Origin of the sequence: Anaerostipes hominis (ex Lee et al. 2021) (genome assembly GCF_002270485.1) — a bacterium.
GTDB lineage: Bacteria > Bacillota > Clostridia > Lachnospirales > Lachnospiraceae > Anaerostipes > Anaerostipes hominis.
Window position 1 is genome coordinate 60,770 of the sequence record NZ_NQOG01000013.1, and the last position, 7,600, is coordinate 68,369.

9 protein-coding genes and 1 pseudogene are annotated in these 7,600 nt (G+C 39.0%); 8 read left to right on the forward strand and 2 right to left on the reverse strand.

The genetic code is table 11. The features are described 5' to 3' along the window. Positions 1 to 33: 33 nt before the first annotated feature. From CI597_RS19250 to CI597_RS12175, 6 genes are all read left to right on the forward strand, one after another. Complete coding sequence (locus CI597_RS19250; protein ID WP_330607108.1) at positions 34 to 213, forward strand: hypothetical protein; 180 nt, start codon at positions 34 to 36, stop codon at positions 211 to 213. A gap of 575 nt (positions 214 to 788) precedes the next feature. Beyond that, complete coding sequence (locus tag CI597_RS12155) at positions 789 to 1,394, forward strand: type IV toxin-antitoxin system AbiEi family antitoxin domain-containing protein (protein ID WP_024728860.1); 606 nt, start codon at positions 789 to 791, stop codon at positions 1,392 to 1,394. After that, positions 1,387 to 2,283 carry a nucleotidyl transferase AbiEii/AbiGii toxin family protein gene (locus tag CI597_RS12160; protein ID WP_024728861.1) on the forward strand — a complete coding sequence of 299 codons (897 nt, stop codon included), beginning with the start codon at positions 1,387 to 1,389 and terminating at the stop codon, positions 2,281 to 2,283. The genes CI597_RS12155 and CI597_RS12160 overlap by 8 nt, the downstream gene beginning before the upstream one ends. 16 nt (positions 2,284 to 2,299) lie before the next feature. Continuing rightward, complete coding sequence (locus CI597_RS12165) at positions 2,300 to 4,117, forward strand: HsdM family class I SAM-dependent methyltransferase (protein WP_024728862.1); 1,818 nt, start codon at positions 2,300 to 2,302, stop codon at positions 4,115 to 4,117. After that, entirely contained in the window at positions 4,107 to 5,114 is a 1,008-nt protein-coding gene (locus tag CI597_RS12170; RefSeq protein ID WP_024728863.1) for a restriction endonuclease subunit S, read from the forward strand. Before CI597_RS12165 ends, CI597_RS12170 begins: the two co-directional genes overlap by 11 nt. A gap of 9 nt (positions 5,115 to 5,123) precedes the next feature. Beyond that, the gene (locus CI597_RS12175) at positions 5,124 to 6,272 is read left to right on the forward strand and encodes a hypothetical protein (RefSeq protein ID WP_024728864.1); all 1,149 of its coding nucleotides are present in this window, start codon (positions 5,124 to 5,126) and stop codon (positions 6,270 to 6,272) included. 44 nt (positions 6,273 to 6,316) lie between these two features. Here the strand turns inward: CI597_RS12175 and CI597_RS12180 are convergent, their stop codons facing one another. Beyond that, entirely contained in the window at positions 6,317 to 6,691 is a 375-nt protein-coding gene (locus CI597_RS12180) for a TnpV protein (protein ID WP_024728865.1), read from the reverse strand. Between the two features lie 9 nt (positions 6,692 to 6,700). Continuing rightward, positions 6,701 to 7,033 carry a hypothetical protein gene (locus CI597_RS12185; RefSeq protein WP_051405255.1) on the reverse strand — a complete coding sequence of 111 codons (333 nt, stop codon included), beginning with the start codon at positions 7,031 to 7,033 and terminating at the stop codon, positions 6,701 to 6,703. A gap of 112 nt (positions 7,034 to 7,145) precedes the next feature. Between CI597_RS12185 and CI597_RS12190 the strand changes: the two genes are divergently transcribed. Both CI597_RS12190 and CI597_RS19510 read left to right on the forward strand, forming a co-directional pair. Continuing rightward, positions 7,146 to 7,478: a transposase gene (locus CI597_RS12190; RefSeq protein ID WP_055159092.1), complete on the forward strand. Its 333-nt coding sequence runs from the start codon at positions 7,146 to 7,148 to the stop codon at positions 7,476 to 7,478. Further along, a pseudogene (locus tag CI597_RS19510) lies at positions 7,475 to 7,600 on the forward strand (IS3 family transposase); the annotation flags it as partial. The gene CI597_RS12190 and the pseudogene CI597_RS19510, both read left to right, overlap by 4 nt.

The window sequence follows — 7,600 nt, forward strand, 5'->3', positions numbered from 1 at the left end:
TATACTAAAATCAATGGCAAGGAATTCGTATGAATGGAAAGAGGTGAAATCTTTATGGCTCAAAAATTAAAGCAAATTAATGATATTTCCATCGGAGATAATCTTCGAAAACTGAGAAATGCTGCCAATCTTACTCAGGAGCAGGTCGTAGCACAATTGCAGCTGCGTAATCTTCCTACATCTAGAAGTGTTTATTCCCAGATTGAGGCCTGAACTTACAATATCCGTATCAGCGAACTGATTGCTCTTGCGGAAATTTTCCATACAGATTTCAACACTATTTTCAACGGTCTGACACATGACAAATAATCCCAGACAACAAATTTTCTTCTGTTGCCTGGGATTATTTTATGCATGAATATTTTTTATTACCGATCCAACCAATCGTGTTTTTTCTGTTTGTTTACGGATTTTGGTCGTTCTCTTTCTTTCACACGTTTTTCATTTTCTTTCGACAAATCCTAAATATTTTTGTTTAGTGATTATTATTTGTCGTGTATGTAGCCCTTTTGACTATTTGATATATCCATATTATCCTGCCTATATGGGCTAATGTTATCATTTTGTTATCGGCGTTGATAACACTTGCCTCTCTTAGCATGGAGCAATACCATCTCGTCCGAAAATATTGTAGCAGATTTCAAGTTATATTGCAATAAAATTTCAAATTTTAGTTTCACAATATCTTATATTTGTGTTTTAAAAATTGTTGATATTGGGACGCTTCTATGGTATAATATTTTCCGAACACAGTATCAATAAGCTGTGGCTTGAAAGTTGGTGAACAAATGGACAAAAAGGAAACCATAAAAAACATAATAAATAACAATGACGGTATTGCAAAAACCGCTGATTTTGTTGCCGAAGGACTTACCAACTATGATGTAGCCAATCTGTGCAAAGAGGGTTATCTCGAGCGTGTCAGGCACGGCTATTATCAGCTTGCCGAGCAGGAAGATATAAAGGAAGAACAAGTGCTTGCCACTCTCCTTCCTGAAAGCATTGTATGCGTGGAATCGGCGCTGTTTTATTATGGCTACAGTGATTTTTCGCCCCGGCAATGGTCAATTGCCGTTCCCCGTACCTTTTCACGGACAAAGCTGCATATCGATTCTCTGGCGACAAAGGTGTATTTTGTACAGCCTACCTTGTTTGAAATCGGAAAAACAAGCGGGGATTTTAATGGAGTGCAGCTTGCTGTTTATGATAGGGAACGCACCATTTGCGACTGTTTCAAATACCGCACAAAGCTGGACAACGAAATGTTTAATAAGGCGCTCAATGCCTATGCTGCCGATAAAAAGAAAAACCTGAGCAATCTTTCAAGTTATGCAAAGAAAATGCGGGTTTATAAAAAATTGATGGATGTGATGGAGGTGCTGCTCAATGGCTGATATTGCTGCTTCCGTGCTTGCACGACTGAAAAATAAAGCTGCTGAAAGCGGCAGAAGCTATCAGCTCTGCTTGCAGCTTTTTTGTCAGGAAGAATTTCTCCGCCGTTTGGAGAAATCAAGGTATGCAGAAAACCTTGTGTTAAAAGGTGGCTTGTTCCTTTATTCTCTGACTGACTTTGATAGCCGGGTAACGGTGGATGTGGACTTTTTGCTTCGGCAAGTACCAAACACGCCGGAACAATTAAAGTCCCTTCTGGAAGAAATCATAACAGTTCCTACCGGCAATGATTTTGTAACCTTTGAGATCAAGGATGTTGCGCCTATTGCCATCGCTAAAAAGTATTCGGGAATTGGTGCCTCTATCGTTGCCCGTATCAAAAACACAAGAACGCCATTCAGCATTGACTTTGGCGTAGGAGATGTCATTGTTCCGAAACAGGAAAAGCGCCAGATACCAACGCAGCTTCCAGAGTTTGAATCACCAACGGTAAATACCTACTCGGTTGAAACCACCGTTGCGGAAAAACTCGATGCCATTTTGAGCCTGATGGAGTTTTCCAGCCGAATGAAGGATTACTACGATATTTATTATATCTCCAACAAGTTTGATTTTGATGGCGGAGTGCTTACTGAATCACTCAGAAAGACCTTTTCAAACCGTGAACACAGCTTCACGCTCGAACAATTTGAGCAGGTTATGAGCTTTGCCGCTGATGCTGCCATGCAGAAAAAATGGAAAGCATTCTGTCGGAAGATTGATACACAAACTGACGATTTCAATACAGTGCTAAAAATAATTGAGGCGTTTTTGACAGAACCGTTTACAGCGGCGGTCAAAAGCAAAAAGTTTACTGAAAAATGGTCTGCCGCTGATGGCGAGTGGATATGATTAGGAGAAATAGAAAATGATTAGAACAGATATGATTTCAACTGTTGGCAGAGCTTATCTTACCAGCAATATTGAGAATGACGAATATAGCTATCCGAAAGCTTTTTCCGCATCATCTTTGACATTTGTTCCTATTCGAAATAGTGCAGGTCGTGCATTTGAAAAATTGGATATTCGTTTTGTTAAGGATAATATTACCGTGCTCATTGAAACCAAACAGAACTTTACAAAGGCAGATGAGGAGCAATTATCTGCTTATGTAGAATATGAAAAAGCGTTGACAGGTAATAAGACAGTTGCTATTTTAGCGAATACTGTAAACGACAATGTAAAAGTGTGGCGAGGCGTTGTTTCTGACAGTGATCTTATGCCAAAAGAAACAGTTCTTCGATCTATGGACGAATATGTTGATTTTTACACTTCAAAAATCAATGATAAAGAAAAAGTGATGCAGAATACATATAAACTTAATGAATTGCTGCATCGCCACAGTATTCCTGAAAAATTGAGAAGTCAGTTTGTTGGTACATGCCTTCTTGCTCTGAAAAATGGTTTAGACTATTCAACTCCTTCTTTAACAGCTGCTCAAATAAGGACAAGAATAAAAGAAGTTCTTGAAGAATTGCTGAATTCGGATATTAATAAGGCGGAGAAACTTGCTTTATTAAACCGTAATGTCTTGGGTGACCAATACATTCGTCAATTGAATATTGCCGCTTTTAGAGAAATTTTGAATTTTATTGAAAATAACATTCTACCTTTTATCAATGATAAGAGCACCTCTGGACAGGATTTGCTTAACCTGTTCTTTGTTACCTTCAATAAATATGTCGGAAAATCGGATAAAAACCAAGCTTTTACACCGGATCATATTACTGATTTTATGGCAAAAATTACTGGTGTGAACAAGCATTCTGTAGTACTTGATCCTTGTTGTGGCAGCGGATCATTTTTGGTTCGAGCAATGACACAAGCATTGGATGATTGTGCTACTGCTGCAGAACAGGAAAAAGTAAAAAAGCATCAAATATTTGGTATTGAATTTGATGAAAACATCTATGGACTTGCTACAACTAATATGCTTATTCATTCCGATGGAAATTCAAATATTCGACAGGGCAGTTGCTTTGATTTAGCAGATTGGATAAAAGAAGCAAATCCAAATGTAATCCTAATGAATCCACCATATAACGGTCAGCGAATTCATCTGCCCAAAAAATATGTTGCCACTTGGGGTAATAATAAAAAAGAAGACCCTTCTAAAGGATTATACTTTGTTAAATATATTGCCGACACGCTTAATTCCATCAATCATCAGGCTAAACTGGCGGTATTACTTCCTGTTGCCTGTGCTATCGGAACTAGCGGAGAAATTGCCCGTTTGAAGCGTGAAATATTGGAGGAAAACACACTTGATGCTGTATTTACTTTGCCAAATGAGATTTTTTATCCCGGCGCAAGTGCTTCTGCCTGTTGTATGGTGTTCAAAATCGGCACGAAACATAATGATGTTTCCAATCCTGATACTTTCTTTGGGTATTGCAAAGATGATGGGTTTAAAAAGAAGAAAAATTTGGGACGTGTCGAGCAAATTGATACTGGTACAGGCAAGAGTAAATGGGTAGAAATTGAGCGTGAATGGATTGAACTGTATCGTAACAGGCGTTCTGTAGACGGTCTTTCGGCAACCCATAAAGTTAACGGCGATGATGAGTGGCTTTGTGAAGCTTATATGAAAACGGATTACACGAAGCTTACAGAACAGGATTTTCAGCAGACAATCAATGATTATCTTGCTTACCTTGTAAAGGAAGGGCATATTTATGAAGCTTAATGTAGAACACTGGAAAGAATTTCGACTAGGGGATTTGTTTTGCCAAATGTACAAGGCTAAAGCACATGTGAAAGGCGATTGTGATTTTTACAGTATTCCTTCAAAAAATACAATTCGTTTCATTTCTCGTACAGAAATGAATAATGGATGTGATTGTTATGTTTTAAATGTTGGACTTACAGGAGTTGAAGATGGGAATGCTATTGCTATTGGTGATACAACAGCAACCTGTTCCTATCAAAGTGATAAATTTATTTGTGGAGACCACATGGTTATTTGTCGTGCTGATTGGATCAATATATATACGGCACTATTCATCATTTCAATATTAAAACAAGAAAAATATAAGTACAGTTATGGCAGGGCATTTAAAATGGATTTAATATCCAATACCATAATCAAATTGCCAGCTACTATAGATAACTATCCAGATTGGGGTTTTATGGAGCAGTATATAAAGTCGTTGAATCACAAGCCGTTAACCACGGCCAACCAGGGAAGGTACGAATCACATACACTTGATGTTGTATCGTGGAAGGAATTTTGTGTAGGAGATTTATTTGAAGTAAAAAAGGGAAAACGACTCACTTCTGACGAACAAACCGATGGAGCGACTCCATATATCGGGGCGATTGATTCAAACAACGGTGTCTCTAATTATATTGGACAAGCTGCTATTCACGACGGTAATACTATTTCTCTGAGCTACAATGGATCTGTTGGAGAGGCTTTTTATCAGCCAAAAACATTCTGGGCAACTGATGATGTAAATGTACTGTATTTCAAAGAGGAAAACGGCATTGCCTTCAATAAATATATCGCCTTGTTTATATGCGCTGTGCTTCGTCAGGAAAAGTACCGTTATTCGTATGGGCGAAAATGGGTGCTTGAAAGCATGCGCTCAACCATAATAAAGTTGCCTGCAAAAGATGATAAACCTGACTATGATTTTATGGAAAATTATATAAGGTCTTTGCCGTATGGGGATAGAATATGAGGTGAAAGTATGGTGAAAGGATTTGTATTCTTCAATGAATGTAAGATTCCGTTTGTAATTGACAATTACCGCATGGAATTATTTTCGGATGAGCCAATCCTTGCAGATTATTGCAAAGAATATAATTTTAAAGATAATTATATCCTTCGTGGCCAATGTTTTGACAGCGGCAGTATTGCAAGAACTGCTACTTTTTTAGTTGAAAATTCCATGGGTAGCACTTGTTATCTGCGGTGCTATATCATCAATATGTTTGACAGGGATGATGAATACGATACCATCGGTGTGCAATCACCGTTCCTTGATGATGTGTTTAGGTATCAGTACAATCTCATAGATATGGTCAGGAAAGGCGTCAATTTCTCTGTGGAACCTAAAGAAATATATAAGATTCCCTTTTCAATGCAAGATAGACAGTATGCGTTATCTTTCCTTATTGGATATGAAAATAAATTAGGGATCCTAGAAGATTACGATAAAAAAGGCGAAATAAAGATCCCGCTTCATAACAAAACCATTCAGGAGTGCTCGGATATCTCCGTGGTTTTGAATCGTCTTGCAATGTTTATGACATCCCACTCAGAAGTGCCTTTCAAACGTATTACCTTATATAGCCAAGGACTCAAGGCCGGCTGGTTTTACTGCCCGCTTGTGTCCGAGAAGGCAGTTTCAGGGAACGACGGTTTCTTTTATGAGTTTGACGTTATGAAGTACATACCTAAAATACTAAACAACATAGCGTTTGATTTCGGCAATAAGATAACAAAGAGCGTACCGTTAGGTCATTTAGGTACACTCGACTCTATGTTTTCCCCACAGCGTTATATTGAACAAACAATGGCGTTTGAATACCTGTTTGATAAATTGGAACACAAAAAAGCGAAAGATAAGAATTGTCCACTAAAGGAAGAATTGAAGTATTCATTTAATCTTTTTCCTGAATTGCTGTCCAATACTAACGAGTCTGTGGATGTGATAAGTGAAAATATCAAAGAATTGCGGCGTTCTGTTGCGCACGGATATGCTTATTATTATGATTTTAAGTCTGATTCAAAGGCAAAGTATTATATTCTTCTTCTCGACAAACTTATTAAGAAGATGAGTTTGAAGTGGATTGGTTTTTCCGAGGACGAGATTAGCGATTTTTCAATTTGGTAAATAAAAAACGGAGGCAAGGATTTCTCCCCTCCGCCGTTTTTACATTATGCGTAAATAACCTCATGATTAACAATCTCCATCGCCCGATGCCGAATATTGTTCATTCTCCCTACCCAATCAATCTGGTTTTCCGCTTTTAGCTGCTCTGTGACTCCCTGCGCCTGTTTCATCAGCTCTGTAAGCGTTTCAAAGCGTTCCTGTGCCTGCCTGTCAATGTCGGCAAGGTAAGTGTTCAGTTTGCCGCTTGTAAGCAGATTGGTGTAGGTAAGCCTGTGATATTCCTTTAAGTACCGCAAATGCCGCTGTCCGAATAAGCCTAACGACTGTTCTTTTTCGGCGGGTAAGGTGAGGCAGGGGATAAGATAATCCCCTTGCCGTACATAAGTGCCACCCATTTCTTCAAAAATTGTCTTTACCATTGTTTGTTCCTACCTTTCGTTTTCTTTATTTCTAAAGCGTGTGCCACGCTGTTTAGACTGCCTCGCCTGCTCTAACAGGCTGTCAATTTGTCTGCTACCGAATACTTTTCGCAGCAGTTTGTAGTCTTTAATTTCCTCCCGCAAACGATTATTGTCAGCATTCAACTGCTTATTGTGACTTTTTAATCGCTCATTGCTTTGATACAAATTTCTGTTAGTGGTATTCAGCCTATGGTAGTTATCCCACCCCTCAAAGCAGCGGGCAAGCACCGTTTTCAAGAGCGATTTCAGTCTCTTTACAAGCGGCTCTACCATCTTTGTTTTATATGATTTTGCCGTCATAAATCCTTGTGGCTCTGGCAACTGATATTTAGGGTGGTGTGGTATAAAAAAAGTTGACAGTTTATTCTCAAGGATTTCATAATAAAACCAAGAGAATAAGGAGGTATTCAAAGTGGCACGTAAATATGACCATGAATACAAAGTACAGGCAGTAAAACTTGCCAAAGAAATCGGAGGCGCCAAAGCGGCTAAAGAACTGGGAATCCCTGAAGGAACCATCCATACATGGCTGAAAGCCGTAAGAGCTGGCAAGTTGGATATTGGGGAAGGTTCCCATACCCCTGCCAGCGCAATGAGCCTGTCAGAAGAGATTACCATGCTGCGTAAGAGGGTTAAGGAGCAGGATAAAGAAATCCGTCGCCTAAAGGAAGAAAACGAATTTTTGGAGGAGGCCAGCGCTTTTTTCGCCGCCAGCCGTCGGAAGTCAGTAAAAACCAGAGAATGATCTTTTTGGCTTTGAAAACAGAGGACGGCAGGATTACCGGGAAAATTTCATTTTATTGCCGAATGCTTGGTATCAGCCGGCAAGGCTTCTATAAATATCTTGAAACCAAAGATCGTCCCTGG